The sequence below is a fragment of the Spirosoma sp. 209 genome (genome assembly GCF_002006735.1).
Classification (GTDB): domain Bacteria; phylum Bacteroidota; class Bacteroidia; order Cytophagales; family Spirosomataceae; genus Spirosoma; species Spirosoma sordidisoli.
Genome location: NZ_MVEC01000012.1, coordinates 157,489 through 181,506 on the forward strand (window position 1 = coordinate 157,489; position 24,018 = coordinate 181,506).

13 protein-coding genes are annotated in these 24,018 nt (G+C 56.2%); 1 reads left to right on the top strand and 12 read right to left on the bottom strand.

Annotated elements, in window-relative coordinates; genetic code table 11:
- The first annotated feature begins 176 nt into the window (after positions 1-176).
- Complete coding sequence (locus B1C80_RS19940) at positions 177-1,415, top strand: tyrosine-type recombinase/integrase (RefSeq protein ID WP_236648853.1); 1,239 nt, start codon at positions 177-179, stop codon at positions 1,413-1,415.
- A 66-nt stretch (positions 1,416-1,481) separates the two neighbouring features.
- Here B1C80_RS19940 and kduI read toward each other — a convergent pair whose 3' ends face one another.
- The 12 genes from kduI to B1C80_RS20000 all read right to left on the bottom strand — a co-directional run bounded on the left by kduI (position 1,482) and on the right by B1C80_RS20000 (position 24,012).
- Positions 1,482-2,354: a 5-dehydro-4-deoxy-D-glucuronate isomerase gene (gene kduI / locus B1C80_RS19945; RefSeq protein ID WP_077923005.1), complete on the bottom strand. Its 873-nt coding sequence runs from the start codon at positions 2,352-2,354 to the stop codon at positions 1,482-1,484.
- A 45-nt stretch (positions 2,355-2,399) separates the two neighbouring features.
- Positions 2,400-4,655 carry an alpha-L-rhamnosidase C-terminal domain-containing protein gene (locus tag B1C80_RS19950; protein WP_077922973.1) on the bottom strand — a complete coding sequence of 752 codons (2,256 nt, stop codon included), beginning with the start codon at positions 4,653-4,655 and terminating at the stop codon, positions 2,400-2,402.
- A gap of 120 nt (positions 4,656-4,775) precedes the next feature.
- Positions 4,776-5,768: an L-glyceraldehyde 3-phosphate reductase gene (mgrA, locus tag B1C80_RS19955; RefSeq protein ID WP_077922974.1), complete on the bottom strand. Its 993-nt coding sequence runs from the start codon at positions 5,766-5,768 to the stop codon at positions 4,776-4,778.
- A gap of 141 nt (positions 5,769-5,909) precedes the next feature.
- Positions 5,910-7,019, bottom strand: coding sequence for a glycoside hydrolase family 26 protein (locus B1C80_RS19960; RefSeq protein ID WP_139361697.1), 1,110 nt, complete (start codon positions 7,017-7,019; stop codon positions 5,910-5,912).
- 165 nt (positions 7,020-7,184) lie between these two features.
- On the bottom strand, positions 7,185-9,137 hold the full coding sequence (locus B1C80_RS19965) for a sialate O-acetylesterase (RefSeq protein WP_369822719.1): 1,953 nt from the start codon (positions 9,135-9,137) through the stop codon (positions 7,185-7,187).
- A 58-nt stretch (positions 9,138-9,195) separates the two neighbouring features.
- The gene (locus B1C80_RS19970; RefSeq protein WP_077922976.1) at positions 9,196-10,959 is read right to left on the bottom strand and encodes a glycoside hydrolase family 9 protein; all 1,764 of its coding nucleotides are present in this window, start codon (positions 10,957-10,959) and stop codon (positions 9,196-9,198) included.
- Between the two features lie 337 nt (positions 10,960-11,296).
- Positions 11,297-13,930 carry a glycoside hydrolase family 2 TIM barrel-domain containing protein gene (locus B1C80_RS19975; protein ID WP_077922977.1) on the bottom strand — a complete coding sequence of 878 codons (2,634 nt, stop codon included), beginning with the start codon at positions 13,928-13,930 and terminating at the stop codon, positions 11,297-11,299.
- A gap of 152 nt (positions 13,931-14,082) precedes the next feature.
- Entirely contained in the window at positions 14,083-15,513 is a 1,431-nt protein-coding gene (locus B1C80_RS19980; protein ID WP_077922978.1) for an alpha-L-fucosidase, read from the bottom strand.
- Positions 15,514-15,599: 86 nt separating this feature from the next.
- Positions 15,600-17,861: a GH92 family glycosyl hydrolase gene (locus tag B1C80_RS19985; RefSeq protein WP_236648859.1), complete on the bottom strand. Its 2,262-nt coding sequence runs from the start codon at positions 17,859-17,861 to the stop codon at positions 15,600-15,602.
- Positions 17,862-17,908: 47 nt separating this feature from the next.
- Positions 17,909-19,120, bottom strand: coding sequence for an ROK family protein (locus B1C80_RS19990; RefSeq protein WP_077922979.1), 1,212 nt, complete (start codon positions 19,118-19,120; stop codon positions 17,909-17,911).
- Between the two features lie 206 nt (positions 19,121-19,326).
- Positions 19,327-20,676, bottom strand: a complete 1,350-nt coding sequence (locus tag B1C80_RS19995; protein WP_161492792.1) for a vanadium-dependent haloperoxidase — start codon at positions 20,674-20,676, stop codon at positions 19,327-19,329.
- A gap of 6 nt (positions 20,677-20,682) precedes the next feature.
- Positions 20,683-24,012, bottom strand: coding sequence for a VCBS repeat-containing protein (locus tag B1C80_RS20000; protein ID WP_077922981.1), 3,330 nt, complete (start codon positions 24,010-24,012; stop codon positions 20,683-20,685).
- Positions 24,013-24,018: the final 6 nt, after the last annotated feature.

Here is a 24,018-nt window from a genome sequence, read left to right on the forward strand (position 1 = left end):
AACGGCCCGTCAGTCGGCGGTGTAACGGGATTCTGCGGACTGTGACGGCCGTATACAATCAACCCGTATCTTCGTCCAGAACGGGCGTTGCATGGCTCACGGGGCGGTTGGCCTGAAGCTGTCCCGCCGTTCCGAAGCCGCTTGTGGAAGCCGACGCCCGTCCGGTCATTTCTGAGATGTCAACGCAGGTAAAAGAGGTTATGACGGATCCATCGTCGAAGTCAGTCCGGGTAGTGCGGGCGGCTGCCAGTGCAGCGCCCGGGAAGGCCAGCACCCGGTATACGGTCAGTCAGCTCATCCGCTATTTTGCGGCCGACCTCCCGGCCTCCAGCAATTATCCCAGACACGCGAAATCGTACCTGTTATATTGTCTGGAGCAGGATTTTAGCATCGATGGAATGAGTTTTGCCCGTTATACGGCCGATCTGCCTCCCAACCGCGTTTCGCCCATTCGGAAGTTTCTGTTGTTTTACCAGTCGATGGGTCAGCCCACCGTCATGGCCGACCCCAAAACCGCTAAACTACCCGCAGCTGCCAACGAACTGATTCTTCGATTCATCCGGGAAGCCAAGAACCTGAGAGGTGATCGATCGAAAGAAACCTACACCAAAGCACTGAATGCCTTTTTTTTGTACGTCGACAATCAGCAGCAATCCGGCCACTCGGCCTCGTTGAGCGGGCAAACCGTATCTGACTTTGTTCAGTACCTGAAAGACAATGGGTACTCGGCGTTTACGGTGAATGTATACCTGTCGGCCCTGAAACAACTGGCGGTATGGTGTATTCGGCAACGGGAGCCGCTGCAACTAAACACCGACCAGCTCAACAGCCTGCGCGATATTCAGGATGTGCGGGGGCTGGCCGTTGAGCGGACGTTTTATAAAGACAGTCTGGAGGCCCATGAACGCGAGCAGTTGCTGGCCGGCGTAACCTCCCCCCGCGACAAAGCGATCCTGGCCCTGCTGGGTCTGGAAGGCCTGCGCACCGTAGAAGTAACCCGACTCCGGCTCAGTGATCTGGACTTCGACCGGCAGCAGTTACACATTCTGGGTAAAGGCCGAAATACGAAAAAGGCGATCAAGTTCTTCGCCGGCTGCCGGCTGATTATGCAGGAATACCTAACCGAAGCCGGCCGATGGCCCATCCGGCCCGACCAGCGCGGAGAGTTCCTTTTTCAGGATTTAAAGACCCATCAGATCCGCTACATCGTTGATAAACAACTGAATCAGCATGGCCTGAAACGCACCGGAATGTCGGCCCACAGTTTGCGCCATACGGTGGGTCAGCTCCTCCTCGAAGAAGGGGTTAGTCTTGAGCACGTGCAACAGCACCTGCGTCACGAAACGCTCGAAACCACCCAGTTTTATACCAAGAAAAAAACGAGGAAAACGTACCTTCAGCAAATGCCCGACTGAGCCCAACCGGCAGAGCCAGTCAGCCATCCCTCGGCTGGCTTTGCCATACATCAGGTGCCGGATGGTTTACCGCAGTTCGTTGATGGCGCAGAAATCCATGTCGCCATAATCCAGGTTTTCGCCGGCCATACCCCAGATGAAGGTGTAATTGGATGTACCGGCGCCCGCATGGATCGACCAGTTTGGCGAGATTACAGCCTCTTCGTTATGCACCCAGATATGCCGGGTTTCCTGAGGCTCGCCCATCAAATGACAGACGGCCTGCCCCTCGGGCACTTCGAAATAAAAATACACTTCCATCCGCCGGTCATGAACGTGGGCGGGCATCGTGTTCCAGACACTCCCGGTTTTCAGTTCGGTCATTCCCATCTGTAGCTGGCAGGTCGGCAACACCTGATTAATCAGCATTTGATTGATGGTCCGTTCGTTGGCGGTATCAACACTTCCCAGATTGAGCTGGTTGGCATCGGCCCGGGCAATCTTTCGGCTGGGGTAGGTTTGGTGAGCGGGCGTCGAGTTGAGGTAAAACCGCGCGGGCGCCTGATCATCCATCGACGAAAACTCAACCACGCGGGTGCCTTTGCCCAGGTAAAGGGCCTCTTTATAACCGAGGTCGTACATCGTACCGTCGGCTATGATCCGTCCGGGCCCGCCTACGTTGATTACGCCCAGCTCACGGCGTTCCAGAAAATAAGCAGCTTTCAGCTGTTCGGGTGCTACCAGCGGGCAGGACCCATCGATGGGTAGTATTCCGCCCGTCAGGTATCGATCGAAGAACGAGAGTGTCCAGCGAAACTGGTTGGGAACGAACAGGTCCTGTATAAGAAATTGCCGACGGAGCTGCGCCGTGTTCATACCCTGTACCTCAGCTGGCGAGGAGGCATACCGGCTTTCGAATGCGGTCTGTGGGGCGGTCTCTGGTGTGTGTGTATGCTGCATAGTTATTTCTTTCGTCACAAAGCCGCAGACAGGCATAAGAAGTGGTTACCTGACGACCCAATGATACGCACCAGCTGGTACATCGTCGATTTTCCAGGAATTACCGGCCGATACGGCTTTGATCCGTTTGCCATCCTGCCAGACCTCCCCCTTTGCGGATTTACGGGGCAAATAAACGATAGCCCGGCAATTTCCGGGCAAGGTAAGCCGCAAATCAAACTGATCCGACTCGTTCTGGAAACTGAGCGCCAGCGGCCCCCGCAGGGTGGTGAGTTGAAGTTCAGCCTGTTTCAACGTATCGGGCTGGGGCTTGATCTGGATCTGTTCATGGGCCGGGCTCAGGGCTTCGACTCCCATTAGCTTACGAACGATGATGTTGGCGGGTGCGGCTCCCCAGGCATGGTTCCAGTCCTGGTTGGGTTTGTACCGCGTATCCCAGGCTTCAGTTGTCATCGTAGACCCGGTCCGGATCATGTTATACCAGCTCCGTTCGTCGGTGGCGGTCAGCAGCGCCAGCGCGTAGGCACTTTCGCCGGCGTTGTACAGCGCGTCCATCAGAAACTGGGACCCATAAACGCTGCAGGCCATCCCGCGGGATCGGATATGATGCAGCACGGCCCGTTGATGCTTTTCAGGAACCAGCCCGAAGGCCAGCGCCATCATGTTAGCGTGCAGCGACGAGTGATCGGTTCCTTCTCCATCGCGGATCAGGCCCGACTTGGGTTCTACAAACGTTTGCCGGAAAGCCCGCTTCACCTGTTCCATTCGGGCAAGAAAAAAGGCAGCATCGGCTTTTTTACCCAGTTCGCTGGCCAGCTTCGCCATATAACCCAAAGCCTGGTAATGGAAGGCATTTACGACCGCATTGTAATCCCGAAACACAAATCCGTCGGTTTCGCCAGCTTCTTTTTTTCCGAGCCCCAGCACGCCCTGCTGCGGCCAGTCGACAATATCCTGAATGGTAGAACGACCATCGAAGGTATCATAATGTATGGATTGCCGAAAGGCCTCGTTTTGCAGTCCGGTTCGGGTACTGATCAGCCCATCAGCCCTGGCCAGCGGCAGCAGCAGCTTGGCTTTCAGGTCAGGGTACAACGCCTGTGCAGTTCTGATATCGCCCGAGTTGAGGTAGTCGTACCAGGCAATCAGGATGTTCTGCAACGACCATTCTGTAGGCCATGTGGCATGAAAGACCAGATAGTTCAGCGATCGCTTGGCCATCGTAAACTCCGCGTCGGTAGCGTAATGAGAGAGCTGGTTGATCAGCGCATCGGCCTCATAGGGAATCCGTTCCCGGTCACCATCAACGTAATAGCCCGTAAACGTAGTTGCCCGGATGGTATGCTTACATAAATCCCAGATCTGGTTGAGGGTCGAGTCCGAAGACGTAAATGTCGTTGCTGTTTCATCGAACGGGTACGTGATGGTGTGCCGCACCAGCTGATCGAGCCTGACGGACAGGTTCGGCAACTCGACCTCCACATAGCGAAAGGGCAGCACTTCGCCGATGTAGTCGGGCATGCGTATGGCTTTGGGTCCGGTATTGCGTTTGTCCGACAAAAACTGAACCGCGTACTCGTGCGTCCCTTTCTGCAATCGTAGCCAGATTCGGCGGTATCGAACGGTACCGCGGGGCCTGGAATCGACGTGACGGTCGGGCGTTAGGGCTTCGCCAATATGAAGCAGCACCGAATCCTGATCGGTGGCTGCCGTAGCCGTCAGTCTGACCTGACCGAAGGTAGCTTTCCCAAAATCGTACAACCGTCGCCGGTCGGTGGTAGTAGGCTGTGGACGGGGCTGGTCAACGGTCCGGGTGAGCGGGTAGTACGGTGTTTCGTAGGGAGCCAGGCGAGATGCTGTTCGGAACGCCCGCGGAGCTGAATAGTTGCTTTCCTGATTACGCTCATTCCAGATTTTAACCCGCCAGTAATAGACCCGACTGGTATCGAGCGGGTTTCCTCCTAGTACGACGCTTACACTCTGACGACTTATAACTTTGCCCGAGTCCCAAACGTCGGCAGAACCGGCCTGCGTGGTCGAAACCTGCACCTGGTAGGCCGTTTGGCCACCCGACGGCACTACCCAGCTAAACGCCGGACGTTCACTACGGATGAGCGCATACTGACCCGGAAAACGAATGGAATCGGCGGTCGTAAGCGTCAGGTTCGTCAGGAAACCCTGTTGCCAAACCCGGTCGGTATGCAACAGAAGGTCGGTGCGGAGCGCGGTAGGCGGAGTTTGGGCTAGCGCCGTCGTTTGAACGACCAACAAAAACAGTCCCCGCACAAAGAGTTTAGTCATTGAGTACAGCTGTCGGTAGTCGGTTCAGGGCCGACAGTCGGTTGATTTCGGAGAAAAGCCTGAATGCTCTGGTCGCTACTAACCGGTGCTGTTATAAAACCGGTTAAACGTATTGTTCGGTCAGGCCACCGTCAGCAACCCGTTGATCACGGCCAACTCGTCGTTGGTAAAGGCTACATGGGCCAGCGCCTGAACCGAATCCGTAATCTGCTCGGGCCGGCTGGCGCCTATCAACACCGAGGTTACCCGCTCGTCTTTCAATAACCAGGCAATGGCCATCTGGGCCAGGGTCTGACCGCGTTGTTGGGCCAGTTCATTCAGCTGGCCAATCAACTCGAGAATTTCGGGGGTTAGTTTGTGCTCGGGTAACGAACCGTTTCGGGCCGCGCGTGAATGGGCAGGTACACCGCTCAGGTATTTGTCGGTCAGCAAACCCTGCGCCAGGGGCGAAAAAGGAATGCAGCCAACCCCCTCCTGCTCCAGGACGTCGAGCAGCCCCTCCTCGGCCCACCGATCCAGCATCGAGTACCGCGGCTGATGAATCAGACAGGGTGTACCGAGCTGGTTTAGGATGTCGATAGCCTTCTTTGTCTCGGCCGGTTTGTAGTTCGACAGGCCTATGTACAGGGCTTTGCCCTCCCGGACGATCTGATCAAGTGCCGACATGGTTTCTTCGAGGGGCGTATTGGGGTCGGGCCGGTGGTGGTAAAAAATATCAACATACTCCAGATGCATCCGTTTCAGGCTCTGGTTCAGGCTGGCGATCAGGTATTTGCGCGAACCACCGTCGCCGTAGGGACCATTCCACATGCCATAGCCGGCCTTGGTCGAAATAACCAGCTCATCACGGTAACCGGGTAAATCGTGGTAGAGGATATGCCCGAAATTTTCTTCAGCAGAACCCGGTGGCGGGCCGTAGTTATTGGCCAGATCGAAATGAGTGATGCCCAGATCAAACGCCCGCTGGACCATCTGACGGCTGTTTTCGAGGCTGTCGACATGGCCGAAGTTCTGCCAGAGCCCGAGCGAAATGGCCGGCAAAAGCAATCCGCTGTGCCCACACCGCCGATAGGTCATCGACTGATAACGGGTTGGAGCAGGTTGAAAACGCATAGAGAGGAATTAATAAGGGTTTGTCGACAGGCAATGTAGCAATAAAGGGCTAATCTCAGTTTCTCCTACTTACCTCCGCAACACTACCCTCGAGGGTTGTCTTCTCATCAACCCGTTCCGCCCAGGCTTATCCCTTGACTATCAAAAGATGAGCCACTTCTTTCGGCGGTAGAGCCTCGGCAAATCGGTTTCAAAAACGGTGAACGGGTGCTGGTAAAAGCGGGTAAAATCAGTTGCACTCCCCTGACCCGGGTATGGCGCATAATAATGGGTTGGACTTCGGCTGTCGTTACGCCAGACCAGCACGTAAGCGAGCTGCATTTTCTCGGCGATAAGCGTTTTCAGTAATGCAGAGGTCCACCAGGTGGTATCCGGAATCGACTCCAGCCCCGTTTCGGTAAAGGCTGCCAGTTTGCCAGCCTTGCGGGCGTAGTCGGACACGATTTTGAGCTTGGCCAGGCCAGCCGCCAGGTTATACCGTCCGTTTCGGCCAAAATCAGCGTAGTTATCCACCCCGACCATATCGACCCACTCATCGCCGGGATACCGATCCAGGTACTCCGCTTCGGTTTTGTACAGACAATCGGGCGAAAACACATAGACGAAGTTGTGCACCTGCAGGCTATCCCGCAGGTAGGAGACAGTGAAGCGCCAGAGCGAAGTGAACTCTTCTCTGGTACAATGCGGTTTACCCCACCAGAACCAGCCCCCGTCCAATTCGTGGTAGGGCCTGAACAACATCGGCGCCAGTTTCCCGTCGGCCCCCGTCACTGAACCGGCCAGGCTGGCTACCGTCCGTAAGATCGACTTGTATTCGGCATGATGCGACCCACCGGGAATCAGATGCCTGACCGCCGGGGCCGTGATCGAATCGTTCCAGTAGAAGCCGGTTTGGGGAGTTACGGGGTTAGAAAAATGCCAGGCAACCGTTGTTACCCCACCCCGGTTGTAGGTGTCGACGATCTGACGGCGGAGCTGTTCCTTGTTCTTTTCGATCACCTGGGGTGGCCGGCCCGACAATCCGCTGAAATCGACCCCGATAACGGCCGGGTGTGAACCGACGACTGATTTTACGTCCGACCGATTCGGCTCCCCCACCCAGCCATGCCCATATTCGGTAGCGTGCTGATGACCGAACAGGATGTGCTTTTTGGCCAGTTTATGCAGATTTCGAACCAGGGCGTTGGTTTCTGGGGTCGCTTTTTTGTCGATGAGCTCGGGCCGGGGTCGGGCAAAGCCGCTGAACGACATGGTAAACCCGATCAGCAGGCAAAGCAGCTGGGGCAGTGATTGTTTATACATAAAGAAAAGCAAATACGTCGATTGTACAGCGTACGGATGTTGCCACGCCTTCAGCCCGGCTACGGCAGCCGATGCCGTTTAGTCGTGTGGACAGTTGTTCTTGATCCAGTCTTATCAGTTAAAGGTCGCATTGGCCGTGATAGGCGTCCAGGTATCGGTGCGGAAGGGACTAACGGGAAACCCATCCGCACTGAAGAGGTTAGCCTCTTCCGGCGCGTCGGCCCAGCCGTAGCGTACCGAAACGGGCTTCGGAACCGCCGGATGCGATACAACAACGGTATTGCCCTGAATATGAGCCTGGGCATAATAGAATTTTTTGTCGTCGCCCGCAATTTCGAAGCCTTTCAAATACCCGTACTTATCCTTCACTAGTAGCCCCTTTTCGGCCTGTTTGAAGGTGACGGTAGCCTTGCCGTCGGCAAAGGTGACGGCATCGTAAAGGGGAGAACCCGCTGGCGCGGCCTGTCCGTAGTCATTCCTGAGCGCCAGCACCGCCAGGCGATGCCCAACATCCTGTTTGTTGGTCGGGTGGATATCATTCGGGTTGCCCACGTCGGTCGTTACCGCCATGCCGGTTTTTGGCAGGCTAAGGGTCATCGTTTGGGCTTCCCGGAGTTCAGCCCAGTTGCTGCCCTGGTTGCTGCTTTGATTGGCACCGTAACTCGACAACTGCACGAAGTAGAACGAGAGATTCTGGTTGAACTTCTGCCGCCAGTCCCGAATCAGCAACGGAAATGTTTGCCGATACTGGTACGCTCGGCCCGCGTTGGTTTCGCCCTGGTACCAGAGTACCCCCCTTGCCGCAAACGGTAGCAGTGGCGCAATCATGGCGTTGTAGATACTTACGCCCACGTTGTTCATAAACCGCTTGTATTCATACGGCTCGGCAAAGGCGGGCATGATCTGCCAGTCGCGCGACAGACCAATTCGCTGACCCGCCCCATCAACGTACAGATCCGTTGCCGACCCCTTGAGCCCAGGGCCGTACCAGGCCGGATCGACCATGTTACCCAGTTTGACCAGAATCCGGTTCGTACCCGCCCGCCAGGTGTTGGCAGGTAGGGTAATTTTCCGAACGCCCGTTACCACTCCCCGGGCCACGGACTTGCCGTTGATAAACACCTCGACAGGACTGTCATTTTCGGCCAGAGCCAGGGTTGTTTCGGTGGCGGCCATATCGTCGGTGATGTCAACGGCGCGGGTCATGTAGCCCTGTCCTTTGAAACCGCGCATGTCTTTCCACTCCCACTGACCCAGCGCGTCGGTCTTCCGCCAGCGCGAAAAGTCGTAGTCGGGCGTCAGGTACTTTTGTTCATCGGCGCTGGTGGGTTTTTTGGCGGTGCCGAGCAGCTGGGTCCGCAGCTTGACGTCTACCAGGCTGTCGGCCTCCCGCCAGGATGTTGGCAGATGCTGGGCGTAGCTCCGCAGTTCATCACTGGTCAGCATACTCTCTTTACTGATCCAGCCCTCTACCTGAGAGCCGCCCCAGGATGAATGCAGCAGCCCGATCGGAACCTGCAAAGACTGGTTCAGCTCCCGGGCAAAGAAGAAGCCAATGGCCGTAAAGTCACCCACGGTCTCGGCCGAAGCGATTTTCCACGCCCCGGAGGTCAGGTCGGCCTGCGGGGTAAGGGCCAGTTCATGCTCGACCCGGAAGTGACGAATCTGGGGGAAGTTCGCCATTTTCTTCTCAGCCGCGTAGTTGTTGGCCTGCCGTACGGGCCATTCCATATTCGACTGTCCCGAGCAGATCCAGACCTCGCCAATAAGCACATCGGAGGCTGCAGCTTTGCCCGATTTGGCCGTAACGGACAGGGTATGTGGCCCACCGGCCTGAAGGGGAGAAAAAGTGACCCGCCATTTGCCATCAGGCCCTGCTTTTGCTTTCTGCGTTTGACCGGCCATAGTCACCGTAACCGCTTCGGCAGGCTTTGCCCACCCCCATACCGGGAGAGGCTGCCCCCGTTGCAAAACAACATGGTCGGAAAAAAGCCGCGCCAGACGAACCTGCGCCAGACCCGGAACGCTGCTCAGCAGCAGCACAAAGAACACCAATCGATTCATCATCGTACATGTAGAGATAATGGCAGACCTATAAGCCTGAAAGTCGCTTCTGCCAGCCAGTTTACCGTTTTTTCTGCAGGGCTTCCAGCGCCGTTGCCAGGTAAACCAGGGGCGCGTTCCAGTTGATGGCAATTTCGTTGGACGCGTAGGAGCAGTCGGCGTCCAGAAAAACCTCATCGGCTACGGTGGTGGTATAGCCGGGGCATTTGTCCTGCCGGGCCGCGTTGGCGTTGGTGCCCCCCGACAAAAGGCCGGGTACCGGCGCGTCGATCCCATCGGCTACCGAGGGCCGGTGGTGCGGGTGCAGTGGCGTTTTGCTCCCGAAGCCCGTTACGAATGAATAGCCGACGGCGTTCCGGCCGAGCAGATAATCCATGTTGGCCAGCGCAGCATCGAGGTATTCAACCTGGCTGGTGAGCCGATATGCCTGAATGAGCGCTATTCCCTGATTGGCCGCTACGGCGCTGCTACCCCAGATATAGTCACTGGCCGACTTGCCCATGGGTGTCTGGAAGGCCTGCTTGTCCCGATCCTGCCGGAGCTGATCGGCCAGTCGCAGGATGTGGGCTTTTACGTTGGGCAAGTCCTGCTGACCCCGTGGCGTCAACTCTTTCGACAGGCGAGCCAGTGAATAATAGGCCAGCGTCCGGACCATGGGCCACGATGGAAGCGGTGTGTTTTCGTCAGGAAACAGGTTCACCGCGGTGTAATAGGTATCGTCTTTCGTGGTCAGGTACAGCTCGGCCGCGGCCCAGATCCATTCGTCAGCAGCCGAGCGATCGCCGTAGGTACCCGTAACGACGTCGGGCTCGAATGACTTGTTGAGGGCATCCTGATTATACAGGGCGTCGGGATTCTGTTTGGCCCACTGCCAGGCCTTGATAGCTGCCGCAGAACAGGAATCGGCCAACCCGGGAAGCTCGCGGGCAAACGGTTTAAAAACCCGGGCGGCCTGCGCCATGACGGCCGCAAAATCGAGCGCGGCCGTTACGCTTTTCTGCACCACATAGCGGTCAGCGGTGGCTTTGTCGGGCATGACCATTCCGTCGAAGCGGGCATTGGTCAGTTTGTGGTAAACGCCCCCGTCGGCCGGGTCCTGCATAGTCAGCATCCATCGCAGGTTCCAGAGTGACTCGTCGAGCAGGTCGGGAAGTTGGTTGGTGCGTTCAGGGATGGAAACGGCCATCGAACGGCAAAAGTCCGGGAAATCTTCGTATACCGACAGCAGGGTCCCCATCGTGATACCCGAATTGACGATGTACTTGTTGTAATCACCGGCGTCGTACCAGCCCAGGGGCGACGAAATCGTCGTTCCGGCGGGGCGGGTTGCCGATGCCGCCGACGGATGGATCAGCACCCGGGTGTCGGGATGGCCGGCCGGGCGGTGCCAGATACCCGCGTAGGTTTCGGGCAGATCGATAGCGGTTCGCTGGTAGTAAAAGCCCTTAATCGCGCCCGCAGCCAGCTTCTGATGGACATTGGCCTGGATGGCAAACGGATAGGATTTGCCCAGTTCCGGAACCACGAGTACGTATGTACCGGGTGTGCGCAGGGCCGAGAAGTCGGCCGAACGAGCCGTTTTGCCGGATATAGCGTTGGTACGCAACTCGCTCAGCGATCCGGAATAAACGACTTTGCGGCCATCGGCGGTGGTCACCTGAAACGGGCCACCCGTTGCTGCCACGATAATGGCTACTTTAGGAGCATTGGGGTAAAAGCCGATTTGGTTCAGGCGAATGGCTTCGGATACGGTTTGTGCCGATACGGGCTCGATCCGAAATAAACTGCCTACAAATAGGCTTACGGCAACTAAAATCCTGAGCATAGGGGAGGTTAACAGCAATTTGTGGGCAAGGTTAATGGCTTACTGGAAAGCCACTGGTTTTGTCGGTTTTACTCATGGTGTAAAAACTGATTATCAGCCTACAACCCATTTCTTGTCGTTCGGCTGTGCCCTGATTTTACCCGGTACCCGACTATACGACCATCTGATTACCACTCTACCCGCTTATAGAACTTTACGAAGCAAAACTAGGATGATGTTCGCCCCTGGATCATATAGGAAACCCTATCAACCACAAATTCAGGGAAAACCCTAAGTCGCCCGGCTGATCTACCCTGTGGGATCGGCCGGGCGACTTAGGGTTACGATCAACGACGAGCTACCGCTGTATCGGGGTAAACTGTTCCGGCACATTCCAGCCTTCCAGCGAGACCAGGGGTGCGGTGGTCGTGGGAGTATACTCTACCGTTATAGATTTCTTCTCTCCCGGTGGTACAGACAGGTAGTTGTCACTGTAAAATACCGGCAACATCCTCGTTTTCGTGGTCGCGTCAACCAGCGAGATTCGGTTGAAGAATGCCATCGGCCCGCCGGCAGGGTTTGCCAGCGTCACCTCTACCCGGCCCGGGGCTAGCTGTCGGGCTGAAAGCTGAACAGACGCTTTTGTCAGTTGCTGCAAACCCGAATGATTTCCTTTCGCATCCGGCAGCCAATAGATGTTTTCGCTGAGAGGCTGCCGGTTCAGGTCAAGGAGCCGGAGCCTTAGAAAAGCTCCTTTCTCCTTCGTCAGGGCCTTGATGGTGCGGCCAATGGGCACGTACGGCCGAACCAGCGTCGGGCCTATCTCCGAGAAGACCTGCGTCAGGGTGGAGTCCCTGCCGGTCATGTCGTAGACCTGAATAACCATCATCATATCCCGGTGGTACCTGAACGTATTATTCGCTACCATCACCATACTGTCGACGGGGTTGTACATGATGTGCAGGGGCTCGCTTCCGCTGTGCAGACCGTACAGTCCTGCGTTGGGATCGAGGTAGTAATCGTACATCTGCCCTCGTAGCGAGGTCCAGGGATTCTGCGTTTTCCAGATAATGGTGCCGGTATACCAGTCCCACATGTGCGCGCTGAATCCTTCCATCAACGCCCGGTACTGATCGTAGTTCACAAGCTGTGCCTTGCGGGCAAAGTCACGAACGTCGGCAGGTGCGCCGTAGGGGTCGATCGAGGCATCGTAGCCGATGTATTTATGGTAGTTCCAGACCGAGTCGACCTGGCTCTTCCCGGACGGACGATAGACGGGAGAAACCATATTCTCGGCCGGTATAAAGCGCGCCAGAGAGGTATAATCTCCGACGCCAACCGAACCGACTTCGGAGTTGAACGGCCAGGTCCGGTACGACCAGAACCGCTCGATGGGCTGAATTCCATAGGGTCCGTCGCCGTTGCCGCCCAGAAAATTATACGACATCTCGTCGGAGTTCGAATAGTCGATGAACCAGCGCGTTCCGTCGAGTTTGGGCAGGATCGAATCGCGCAGGGGCGTCATGATGTCCTGGGGCAGGGTGATCTCGTTGCCTCCGCACCACATAGCGAGGGATGCGTAATTCCGAATCATCTTGATCTGGTCGATAGCCGACGTCAGAAAAAGTCCATGATCGTCGGGGTATTTTCTTCGGGTCCACTGGTCATCTTTCTTGGCCGGATCGACCCATCGTCCATTGCAATCGCCCGACCCCCAGAAGTCCTGCATCACCAGCAGTCCATACCGGTCGCAGGCCTCGTAGAACTCCGGTCGCTCGGTCAGGGCCCCACCCCAGATCCGGATCAAATTCAGGTTCATGTCGCGGTGGAAGCGTATTTCGGCGTTGTACCGCTCGGGCGAAAACCTCAGCATCGCGTCGGAGATAATCCAGTTGGCCCCTTTGATAAATACGTTCTGCCCGTTTACGCTAATCTGCCGACTCCGGGTCGTATTATTCCAGGCGGTCTGGATTTCCCGAACGCCGACCTGCATCGTTTCCTCGTCCAGAACCCGCTGCGTTCCATTAACGAACTGAACCGTAGCCGGGTAAAGATGCTGGTTGCCATAGCCCGCCGGCCACCACAACCGGGGGTTAGCCAGAGTGAGGGTCGGAAGCTGAACCGTTGTTGTCGTACCAGGAGCCAGACTTACCTTTTTTGACACCGTCTGGCCATTGATCGTAAACCGTAATGTCCCCTCCTGCCGGACGGTTGTCGGGTTTTCCAGCTCGGCCGACGTACCGACCAGAGCGGGTTGCTGCGGTCCGTCGGGCTGGCGTATACCGGGTACGCTGGTCACCACATGCGGATTTTTCAGGTTGACGCCCCCGGTCTTTTCGATAGTGACTTTGTCCCATATGCCCGTATTCCGATCCCGAACCGGCTGAATCCAGTCCCAGCCAGCCACGTACTGATGGGCCAAATTCCGGGCTATCGTTCCGTCGCCCCCCTGGCCGCCGTTCGGGTTGCCTACCGGGTCGGGCGGGTGTACGATTACGGCCAGCCGGTTTTTGCCGCTTTTCTGGAGGTAGGGCGTAATGTTAAACGTTTTGCGAAGAAACATCCCCGTATGGGGCCGGATGGTGAGTTTCTGCCCATTCAGGTACACATCGCAGCTGTAGTTGATGCCCCGAAAGTTCAGCCAGACCTGCTCGCCCGGTTTCGCGGTCTCCTGAAAATCGGTGGCAAACCAGTACGTGTAATGATCGCGGCCAACGTGATACACATCCGGTATTTTTTCGTTGTTCATCCCATAGAATGGATCCGGAATCTGCTTGTTGGCCAGCAGGGTCGTCAGTACGGTTCCGGGAACAACGGCGGGCATCCAGCCCGCCAGCGGGTAGGCCGGTGACGAGAGAACGGTTCCGTCCTCTTTCGTTTTGGCCATGGGGCTACACTGCCAGCCGGTTTTCAGCTCGTACCGGGTCTGAGCCTGGCCCCAACAGGGAACCGCCAGCAGCAACGCCAGCAGTGAGTGTTTAATGGATTTCATCGATTTATTATCAGGTTGTAAACAGCAATTTCAGGGTCCTGATCGGCAAATAATGGATACGGGTAGCCCTCGACCAGCCGATCAGACAGACTCGTGATGAATCAGAACAGGCGACTGGCTACTACCCGGCAGAACGACGTTGACCGGGTTAATCAGCCCAGCTTAAATACCCATACGGGTTGGTTGGCAAGTTGCTGGCGTACTTTTTCCGGGATAGTTACTTGTGCTTCCTGTCCGTTTTTTTTCCAGGTTAGCGGTTGTTTAACCCCCAGCAGCGTCAGTAACTTTGCGGGGGCCAGCGGTAGGGCCAGGCTGGCCGGCAGCTGCGTTTCGGATTCTTCGGGCAGATACGACAGGTAGGTAGTAGCCCCCCGCTGGGTGAACGCCCATTTGCCCTGCCGGTACGGAGCGAGTGGTTTGGTATTGTAAATCGACTCGCCGTTTACCGTCAGCCACGTCCCGATCTCCGCCAGGCGACTATAGGCTTCCTCGTGCCACTCGCCATCGGGTCCCGGGGCAATGTTGAGCAGGAGGTTTCCGTTTTTGGCCACTACATCGACCAGGGTCTGCACCAGCTTCCGGGTTGGTTTGAAGTTTTCTTTAGGAATGTACGACCAGCTATCGCCCATGGTCATGCACGTCTCCCAGGGGATTGGCATGTACTGATCCGGGATTTGCTGTTCTGGGGTTACGTAATTCTCGAACTCACCCGACACCGTTCGGTCCACGACGAGCAGACCGGGCTGTTTCTTCCGGGCATCGGCGGCAATGCGGGTCATGTCGATATCCTGGTTGTAGGGAATGGTCCGCTGCCAGCTGATGGTCGAGTCGATGGTATTGAACGGACGCACCCAGCCTCCGTCCAGCCAGAGTATATCCACCTTCCCGTAATCCGTCATCAGCTCCTGAATCTGGTTGTAGGTGAATTCTTTGAACTGGCTCCATTCCTTGGGGTATTTTTTGGGGTCGTAGTTCACGTTGCGGTCTTTGGGCGGGAAATACGGCCACCAGTAATGCTCGTTATGCCAGTCCGGTTTGGAAAAATAGGTGCCCACCATGAAGTCCTGCTGCCGAAAGGCCTGCAAAATCTCCTTCGTAACGTTACTCCGCGGGTTGGTGGCGAAAGGCGACTGGGTACTGGTAATTTTATAGTCGGTCTGCTTCGTATCGAACATACAGAACCCGTCGTGATGCTTCGTGGTGAAGATCATATACTTCATACCCGCCTTCCGCGCTGCATCGGCCCAGCGGTCGGGGTTAAACCGGACGGGGTTGAAGGTCGTCTGCAGCGCTTCGTATCCTTTCTTATACTCAAACCAGTTCTGGGCCGTGGGGCCTTTTCGTTCACACCAGCCTTCGTCTTCGGGGCACAGCGACCAGGATTCTACAATGCCCCGCTGGCTGTACGTACCCCAGTGCATCAGCAAACCAAATTTAGCCGTTTGCCAGGTATCGAGCTTTTCCCGGACCTGCTCATCCGTTGGCCAGACGTATTTATCATGCTTTTGCTCGGAGTGCTGCTGAGCCAGGCCAGGGATCGATACAGCCAGGGCGAGCCATAAGGCGAGGTGGGTACGCTTCATAGATTGGTTTGATAAAGATGAAAAAAAGCACCGCGGAGCTGACTGTTTGACGCAACCACCCGGGCCAGGACCGCACAGCCGGTTCGTTACCGCTTGTCGGACGAGAACGAATAGGGAAAAGCTGCGGGCTGGGTGCCGCGTTGTTTGTTGGGTTGAGCCACCATCGTGAAGTTGATCGTTCCGCCCCGCAACAGATCGCCGTGACTAAACCAGTTTTTTTCGTAAACCGTACCGTTGCGGGTTACTGCGCCAACGTACCGATTCTGGCTGCTGTTGGCGGGGGCATTCAGCACCAGCGTTTTTCCATTTTCCAGGCGGAGCGTTGCTTTTCTGAACAGGGGCGTACCCAGCACGTATTGATCGGTTCCGGGACAAACGGGATAGAACCCGAGGGCCGAAAACACGTACCAGACCGATGTCTGCCCGTTGTCTTCATCTCCGCAGTAGCCATCGGGCGTGGGTTTGTACAGCCGGTTCATGACGTCGCGCACCCAGTACTGGGTTTTCCAGGGTTCGCCGGCATAGTTGTACAAATACGTCATGTGCTGGATCGGCTGGTTGCCGTGGGCGTAGTTACCCATGTTCATGATCTGCATTTCCCGAATCTCATGAATGACCGAACCGTAGTACGAATCATCGAAAATCGGCGGTACCACAAACACGGAATCGAGCATACCGACGAATGATTTCCGCCCACCCATCAGGCCAATGAGCCCCTCAACGTCGTGAAAAACTGACCAGGTATAATGCCAGCTGTTGCCCTCGGTGAAGGCGTCGCCCCACTTGAAGGGGTTGAAAGGCGTCTGAAACTGACCATCCTTGTTTTTACCCCGCATCAGTTTGTGACTCGGGTCAAACAGGTTTCGGTAGTTCTGGCTGCGTTTCGCAAAACGGTCGATCTCCGACTGGGGCCGTTTGAGGGCTTTGGCCAGCTGGTATATGGTGAAATCGTCGTAGGCGTATTCGAGGGTGCGGGCTGCGTTTTCGTTGATCCTGACATCGTAAGGCACGTAGCCCAGTTTGTTATAGTACTCCACACCGGCCCGGCCCAGGGTCGAGATTGGACCGGCATTTTCGGAGTTTTTCAGGACGGCTTCGTACAACGTGTTGATGTCGTAACCCCGTGCCCCCTTCAGATACGCATCGGCCACGATCGACGCCGAATTGGACCCGATCATGACCGGCCGATGGCCCGGGCTGGCCCATTCCGGCAACCACCCGCTTTCTTTGTACGTGTTCACCAGCCCTTCCTGAATATGGGCGTTTAGGCTGGGATACATCAGGTTAAGAAAAGGAAACAGCGCCCGAAACGTATCCCAGAAACCGGTATCGGTGAACATATACCCCGGCAGGGTCTGCCCGTTAAAGGGACTGTAGTGTACGACCTTTTTGTTGGCATCCAGTTCGTAAAACTTGCGCGGAAACTGGAGGGAGCGGTACAGGCAGGAATAAAACGTCTGGAGCTGATCGACCGATCCACCCTCAACGGCCATGCGTGTCAGCTCGGTGTTCCAGGCTTGTTTGGCTTTGTTTTTTATCGTTTCAAAGTCATCGGTGCCGATCTCGCCCAGATTCCGTTCGGCCTGTTCGGGACTGATGAAGGAGGAAGCCACCCGCGCCTGAACCTGTTCGCCCCTGCGGGTTCTGAAGCCAACAACAGCCCCCGTATGATCGGCCGTCAGCTCAATGGCCCCGCTGTTGGTTTCCTTCCCATTCCAGACCGCCGTACTCGTAAACGGACGGTCGAACTGGATCACAAAATAGTTTTTGAAATTCTGCGGCACGCCCCCGCTGTTCCGGGTGGTATATCCGATGATTTTACGCTCGGCCGGGATAATTTTGACCGACGACCCTTTGTCGAACGCGTCGAGAATCACGTACGCACTGTCGGTTTGGGGGAAGGTAAACCGAAAGCGGGCGGCTCGTTCGGTCGGGGCAATTTCGGTCGTTACATCGTGGTCGGCCAGGTAAACGGCGTAATAGTAGGGTTTGGCGACTTCGGCTTTGTGCGAAAACCAGCTGGCCCGCTGGTCTTCGCCGGGTCGTAGCTTTCCGGTTACGGGCATGATGGAAAACTGACCGTAATCATTCATCCAGGGAGATGGCTGGTGGGTTTGCTTGAATCCCCTGATCTTATCGGCCGCGTAGGTGTAGGCCCAGCCGTCGCCCATTTTGCCGGTCTGCGGCATCCAGGTATTCATGCCCCAGGGCAGTGTAATGGCCGGGTAGGTATTGCCATTCGACAGACTGGGTTTGGAATCGGTGCCCATGAGCGGATTCACCCACTCGACCGGATCACTAACCGAACCCGTGTTCTGTGCGAAACCCGGCAGTTCGGCACAGCACATCCCCGAAAAGAAAAGAAGGTAATTGAGTAACGACTGTTTTTTCAACATTAGGGTATTTGTTCGTATTCGAGCAGATTTTGCAGCACGTAGGCCTGGGTGCCGTAGAGCTTGGCCATCTCTCCCAGCTCCGAAAGTTCAATTTTCAGGTTGTCGCGGTAGTTCAGCAGGCAGTACTTGTCCAGCGCCTGCTCCAGCGGCCGCCGAATTGATTTTGCCACCCGGGCCAGTACGCCGTTGACGATGATGAGTTCGGGATTGAAAAGGTGCACCGCCGTGGCCAGTCCCCGCCCGAGTTCACTGCCTACCTCGCTCAGTAGATCGATGCAGAACCCGTCGCCGACGTTGGCTTTGGCAATAATCATCTCGATCGTGATAGCCTCGGGGCCTTCTTCATTCAGGAGTGACATTCGGCCTTTCCGCAAGCCTGCCTTTGCCCGTCTGATCAGCGACGAGGCCGATGCCAGCGTTTCGAGACAGCCTACTTTTCCGCAGAAGCACAGCTCGCCATCGGTCTTCATCTGGATGTGGCCCAGCTCACCGGCAAAGCCAGCCGTTCCCTGCAGCACCTCGCCGTTGATGATGACGCCCAGACCGATACCCCAGTCGATGTTGATCGACAGGACATGCTTTTTTCCCTGTGCCAGGCCGAAGTGATACTCACCCAGAATCGTTGCTTTAGTATCGTTGATGTAATACACCGGTGCTTCGAACAGGAGCGCAAAGAGCGTACTCAGCGAATGACCCGGCTGGCTCAACTCCGGATAAGTATGGTTCAGGCTCAGAACCGGGTTTACCAGACCGGGCATGGTAGCGCCGATGCCGATCACCTCGCGGCCCTCTACCCGCAGATACTGGGCCAGCTGGTTGAGCGGATCGTGCAGCTTTTCGACAAACTGGTGGGTTTCGCCCAGTTGCAAATCCAGGTCTACCCGATGAATCACTTCATTATTCAGGTTGAAAATCAGCAGCTTGGTATCATGCACATTGCTATCGACTACCAGCGTGACATACCGGTTGGGATTCAATGCAAACAGCGAGGGTTTACGGCCAAACTGGGCGGTCCCGATGCCGATGCCATGCACCCAATCCGTCGCGCTCAATTCCTCAATAAGGGCTGTCGTGGACGGTACACTGCTATGCACCGTACTGGCTAACTGAGCAATGGTTCGCGATTGAGCCCGGTAAAGTTCGGCGATGATATTCCGTTTTAATTTGTTTTTCTTCGTGTCAATGACGGAGATGATGGCATTATCCTGCATGGTAATCGATGTACTTCAGCAAATCGGAAATCAACGGATTCTGGTTGCCGAAAGACTAAATAAAGATGGGTGGTTTAGACAGCTGGTTACACTCACGCCAATGAAACTCAATAATTTACAAAATTCCGATTATGCGTAGGTCGATCTTTTTTCAAAGACCGGAGTCATACTGGCCTACTACATCCACTCGGGTAAATGTGTGTTATCTATTTTTTACGGGTAGCCTGCATCGATGCCGCCTGCCCGTTTAATCCCAGTTTTTTTACAACGAACCGGCCGATCTGCTCGCCCTGCCGAACCCCGTTTTCGATCGAATCGCGAAAATGAATACCCCCGTACAGCCTGGATATGGCAGCCTCCCGGGCGGCCTCTCCAAATGACCGGTACGTACGGGCCGGCACCCCAAACTCTTCCTCGATCACGTCGGTATACGCAACGGATTTTCCGGCCAGTACCGTTAGTACCGTTGCCACCGCCTGCGACATGACACTATGCCCGCTGGTATACTCCGGAAAGGGCGGGGTTTGCAGCAGCGGGCGCCAGGCGCGGTCGATCTGTTGGTTGATGACCGTTTCGGGGCGTATCCGATTACTGGTGTATTTCTCGTCCCAGCAGGATATGAACGCGTCGGCCATGGTAATGCCCACCAGCGTATGCCACCGGATCGTTTCGGCCAGAGAAAGGTTTTGTTGTTCACAAACCAGGCTGGTAATCCCCATCCAGTGGCCGCTTGGCGATATTTTTTTGGTACCGAAGTTGACATGACCCTTCTGGTTCAGGAAGAAGGGGTTACAATCCCAGAAGTTGGCAATGTGACGCTGCTCATCGGTCAGGGCCTGGGTGGTGTCATACACCTCTCTGGCCAGCTGGTAAAAAGCAGACTCTTTCTCAGCGCTATAAGGGACCGGACGTACCGGGCGAAACTGAGCGGCACTGTCGAGCAGAAATGGCCGCAACGTGGCCCAGTAGGGCTCGTAGGTTTCGGAGTAGGCGGGTGGAGTGGGCTGCCAGGTTCCCGGCTTGTCGTCGGGCGTGTAGCGCAACATCCCGCTGGTTTTCAGGTATCCGTCGGCGGCTGCGTACCGGACTATTTTCCGTACCAGGCTATCGGCGTAGGCCCTTGTCCGGCTAACTTGATCACTAGTCAGGTGGCGCTGCTGCTGGCTGTCGCTGATCAGCTGCTGGCGGGCCTCCTCGAGCAGATAGCCCGATGGAAGCAGTTCTTCACCCATTCGCAACAGAATATACTGGCTCCCAAATTCGACGTCGATAGCCGGATCGGGGGCAGTATGGGCCGGTAAAGAATACCCGCGAAGGAGCCCCGTCAACGGGACATAGCCCGCTGGTTTCTGCTGCCGGTACATCAGTTCGTAAGCCGCCAGATTCGCGTAGGCGTAGTACCGGGCCGCCCCGCAGGGGCCGGTTACGTCGGTCACCATAACGTCGGTCAGCTTCTTCAGTGCCCGGGCGTAGCCAATACCAGTTGGCCCGGGCGGGGCTGCCAAAGCCGCCAGAGTCAGCCCGTTCATGATCAGCAAAAACCAGAATCGCTTCATACGCATCTATGGTTTTTTTCGGTACACCTCCATCGTGTTGTTATTCCGCCCGAACAGGATATGCTGTTGAGCGCCTTTGCCTGCCACCACCACATCCCGAACATCGCCTTTCACGACGAAGCCGGACCGGGTCTGGGGAACGCACGAAAACTGTAGTTTTCCTTCATTTCGGAACAGCTGGCCGTAACTGGCGTCCATCTTTCCGATTTTTATTCGGGTACTCGACTGATTACCAGCCAGCAGCAGATCAGTCCTGCCATCCTGATCGGCGTCGAGGAAGGCAATAGCAAATACCGGCGCAAACTGAGCTTCTGTCGGCAGTTCGTGCCAGATAAAGGCGTCGTTTCCCGTGTTCTCCAGCATACCCGACGCAAACTGGGTAGCCTGGAGGGTATCCGCCTGGCTGAGCTGTTCGGGCGTTAGCATGTCGGTCAGGCTGGCTTCGGCATAGGCCTGGTAGGTGGTAAACTTCCGACGCAGGGAGAACATCTGGTTCAGCGCTTCATCGCGGGTGGCCAGGGGGAACGGTTTGCCCTGAATGTAGTACGTCAGAAACGGATCGATCGACTCGTTCTGGTCAAAGTCGGCATAGGTGATGCGAACGGGTTCCCTTTCAGAAGGTTTCAGCTGGCAGTTCTTCCCAAAATTGCCCAGCACCAGATCCGTATCGCCATCGCCGTCGAGGTCACTGGCTTCGACCCGGTTCCACCAGCCCGCAGCGGTCAACGGACGGGGTGTTGCCAGCTGACGTCCCTGCTGATTTTTCAACAACAGCACCGGCATCCACTCGCCCACCAGAACCAGGTCGTTCCAGCCATCGCGATCCGCATCGAATGCCAGCGCATCGGTTACCATACCCAGGTTTTTCAGGTAAGGCGCCAGCTGGGCTGTGGCCTCGACAAAATTTCCTTTCCCATCGTTGATCAGGATACGGCTGCTGACCGCCTGCGGGTAAAAGCCCGGACGAACCCGCCCCCCCACGAACAAATCCTGGTCACCGTCTTTATCAATGTCCAGCGCCACAACGCAGGCATCACTGCTCTGATCGCCCGGCAGCGCGTCGGCCGATCGGCTGAAGTTGCCCTTTCCGTCGTTCAGGTAGAGCCGGTCGTTCAGCAGCAGGTCGTCGGGCAGGTAGGCGTAGCCCCCGCTGACGACGTACAGGTCCTGATCACCATCGCCGTCGACATCAACAAACAAGGCGTCGGTATCTTCGCTCAGCTTGTCGGCCGTAAAGGCGGGCTGGGCCATCGGTTTCCACGTACCGTCGGCCTGCCCAATCAGTAGCTGGCCAGCCTGTCCTTTGGCGCCGGGGGCATACAGATCTACCAGGCCGTCGCCGTTTACGTCGCCCTGCGCCAGATGGGGCCCCTGATTAGACAGCATATTAGGCATGAGCGGCTGCCGCTTGAAGTCATTATAGACATCCTCACGATGTCGGTACAACGTCGAATCGGCCGGTACAGCGGTATAGAGCGGCTTCTCTATCGGCTGATATACATACGGTTTGTCGGCGCCTTTGTAGCGAACGACCAGTTTCTGATCCGCTCTGACATTCCGAAGCAGCTGGGTCCGGTTGTCGGGCCAGACAATCCGGATGCTATCCGCTGCGGTTTGTTTACCTAAACCGACATGCAGCGGGCCGTACATACTGGATTCGAACCCTCTCGACGAATTGAATTCCTGATACTGCTGCATACCGCCGGCATACACCCAGACCTTAGCGCCAATAGCGGCCGTGGCGGTACTCTCACCGAGCTGGATGGCCAGGTAATGCTGGCGGGGGTTATCGTTGCGGTAGATGGCAGCGGGTTCGTTTACGTTATTGGTAATGATTTCCAGATCGCCGTCCCCGTCGAGGTCCGCATAAACCGCTCCATTTGATAACAGGGGCTGGTCGAATCCCCAATCCTTGCCTTTATTGTCGAAGGTGAGCTGTCCTGTATTTCTGAATATATAGTTCTTCGTCGCCGACGATGGCATCTGTTTTAGAATATCCATCATGGCCGTCGGGCTTCCTTTTGACGCTTTCAGCTGGGCATCGGCATAGAACTTCATGAAGTCCATATTCGTATAGTCGCGCAGATAGCCGTTCGTTACGAACAGGTCTTTCCAGCCGTCGTTATCGAAATCGGCAACAAGCGGAGCCCAGCTCCAGTCGGTATTGGAGATACCGGCCAGCTGACCAATCTCGCTAAAGGTAGGCACGTTAATCGATCCGGCTTTCTGGCCCGTGTTTCCGTTGTTGAGTTGCAGCATGTTCCGCATCAGCTGGTGGGAGAAGCCGTTGCGCAGCATGTTCTGGTAGACCTCGTAGTTCTCGGGCCCGTAGAGCAGTTTCTGCCGCCGGTTGTCTTCGGGCAGCATGTCGAGGGTAAAGATGTCGGGCCAGCCGTCGTTGTTCATGTCGACGACCTCGTTCCCCATGGAGAAGTAACTCAGGTGGCCGATGGCCTGGTCGAGCTGGTCGACAAAGTGGCCCTTGCCGTCGTTGAGGTACAGGTAATCCTGTTCAATATAATCGTTGGATACGTACAGATCGGGCCAGCCGTCGAGGTTGATGTCGGCCACGGCTACGCCCAGTCCGAAGCCGATGGGGTTACCTTTGATACCGGCCGATTCGCTGACGTCGACAAACCTGTTGTTATCGTTCCGGAAGAGTTTATCCCCGGCAAATTCGTCCCGCATGGCTTTGGTCAGCGCTGCGTCGAATCGTTTGAAGTCTTTGATATTGTGGTTAAGCAGGAAGCAGTCCAGATCACCATCCCTGTCGTAGTCGAAAAAGACGGCCTGGGTACTGTAGGCGGGTGAGTCAAGTCCGTACTGAGCGGCCTGGTCCGTAAACGTCAGCTGCCCTTTTTTGTCGAGGTGATTGTTGATGTACAACCGGTTTCGCCGAATGGCCGGGTCGCCATTGCCGGAGTAACATACGTAAATATCCAGCCAGCCATCTCGGTTGATGTCAACGAGGGTAACGCCTGTTTTCCAGCCCGGTCCCTGACCGATTCCGGCCGAGGCAGACCGGTCGGTGAAACGCAGGTTGCCGTCGTTCAGGTACAGCCGGTCGGGCGTCATATTACCCGTAAAATAGAGGTCAGGCCGACCGTCGTTGTTCAGATCCCCGACGGCCACGCCCCCTCCGTTATAAAAATACTCGTAGGCCAATACATTCTGCTCTTCCGTTTCGGTTAGCTGGTTGGTGAACCGTATGCCCGTCTGCTCCGGAGCCAGCCGGGTAAACTGGGCCTGGAGACCGGTCGGAACCAGCAGGGCCATCAGCCCAAACAAAGCGACCAGCGGGTTTCGGTTCATGTATGACAGCAGAGAGCGATGCATCAACGT